2 protein-coding genes and 1 pseudogene are annotated in these 1313 nt (G+C 67.1%); 1 reads left to right on the top strand and 2 read right to left on the bottom strand.

Translation table 11 applies throughout. The features are described 5' to 3' along the window. Positions 1 to 89: 89 nt before the first annotated feature. A pseudogene (locus ACWD01_RS37510) lies at positions 90 to 212 on the top strand (IS5/IS1182 family transposase); the annotation flags it as partial. Positions 213 to 237: 25 nt separating this feature from the next. Here ACWD01_RS37510 and ACWD01_RS37505 read toward each other — a convergent pair. Both ACWD01_RS37505 and ACWD01_RS37500 read right to left on the bottom strand, forming a co-directional pair. Further along, the gene (locus ACWD01_RS37505; protein ID WP_451168468.1) at positions 238 to 423 is read right to left on the bottom strand and encodes a hypothetical protein; all 186 of its coding nucleotides are present in this window, start codon (positions 421 to 423) and stop codon (positions 238 to 240) included. Between the two features lie 96 nt (positions 424 to 519). Further along, a complete protein-coding gene (locus ACWD01_RS37500) occupies positions 520 to 1173 on the bottom strand; it encodes a hypothetical protein (RefSeq protein WP_451168467.1) in 654 nt (217 codons plus the stop codon). Positions 1174 to 1313: the final 140 nt, after the last annotated feature.

Here is a 1313-nt window from a genome sequence, read left to right as displayed (position 1 = left end):
CGGGAAACCGTCATGTCCGGTTCGGCGGGAGGCCGCGCGGAACAGGACTCGCCCCACGGCGAGCACCTCACCGCGCGGCCGACCCAACCGCCTGGCTCCACCAGTTCAAACGCCTCCGCATCCGCTACGAGATACGCGCCGACCTCCACCTCGCACTGCTCCAACTCGCTTGCAGCATCATCTGCTTGAGACGCCTCCGAACCTCATTCTGAAACGATCAGTTAGAGTGTGTCGCCATCAGGCGCAGGTGAGCCGGTCGGCCACAGCCCATTCGATGCGCACCCCGCGACGAATCAGTCGGGCGATCCCACAGACCTGGTCGGCGTGCGGCTGGCGCTCCGTGTAGTACCGCAGGGCACGGCGGACCCCGTCGCGGAGCTCCGCCTCCGTCATGGTCTCCGGCCGCTCCTGCAGTTCGTCCATGAGCCGCCGCGCGCGGGCCGCACGGTCCAGCGCCGCATCCGCGAGCGGCCCTTCGGCGAAGCCGTTCCGTACGCGCAGGCCGTCCTCGATGTACCGTCATGCCTCCTGCTGCTGGATGACGGGAAGGTGTTCCAGCACGCCTTCCAGTAGGGCGTTGACGCTGGCGCGGGTCGGAAGGTCACTGATGCTGAAGCGGCTGGTCCGGGTACCGATCTGCCGGTGTAGTGCGTCGTCAGCGGAGGCGCGGAACTCCGTGAGCTGCTTCATGTACACCTTCTCGGTCCTGCCCCACGGCCCGTGCGCGACGACCTGCTGGAACTTTTCCTGTCCGAAGACCGGCGGGATGTGATCCAGGATCGCGCGGAGCAGCATCTGGCACGCGTATGGGTGTTGGTGGGCATAGCTGGCGTTGAGCTCGCGGACCAGGGCGAGCAGCTTGTCCGTCCGGAAGGCGGCGTCTTTGGCCTCCAGGTCGGCGATCAGCTCTTCGGCAACGTACGGGCCGACGTCTGGAACGGGCGCAGGGGCCGGCACCAGGGGGTGAGGAGCCGGGAGCGCTTCTGCCTGGGCCGTGATGAGGCGGGCGGTGGTGTGCACGTATTTCTCCAGGGTGGCGGCTTCCCGGTACTGGCGGATCTCCCGGCGCAATTCGCGCCACCAGGCGCCGTCTTCCGTTCCGCTGGAGCCGCCCCAGGTAGCTGGCTCATGAGTCAGGACGTCCGGCAGCCGGGCCAGGAAGTTCCTGGGCATTCCAGGCAGCTCCCGCTCGATGTCCGCGAGGGTGAACCGCGGCTTAGAAGCCATCTCATTTGGCGAGCCTGCGGTAGCAGATGAGGGTGCAGGCGATACTGGTGAAGGCGAGGAAGTGGTCGGCCTTGCGTTCGTAGCGT

The sequence above is a fragment of the Streptomyces sp. NPDC002835 genome, from assembly GCF_053591995.1.
Note: the sequence above shows the minus strand (reverse complement) of the source record. Positions and strands in the feature narration are given on the sequence as shown.

Excerpts from the sequence above, each read along its gene's own strand:
- ACWD01_RS37505 (WP_451168468.1), bottom strand. The coding sequence starts at position 423 with ATGGACGAACTGCAGGAGCGGCCGGAGACCATGACGGAGGCGGAGCTC.
- ACWD01_RS37500 (WP_451168467.1), bottom strand. The coding sequence starts at position 1,173 with ATGCCCAGGAACTTCCTGGCCCGGCTGCCGGACGTCCTGACTCATGAG.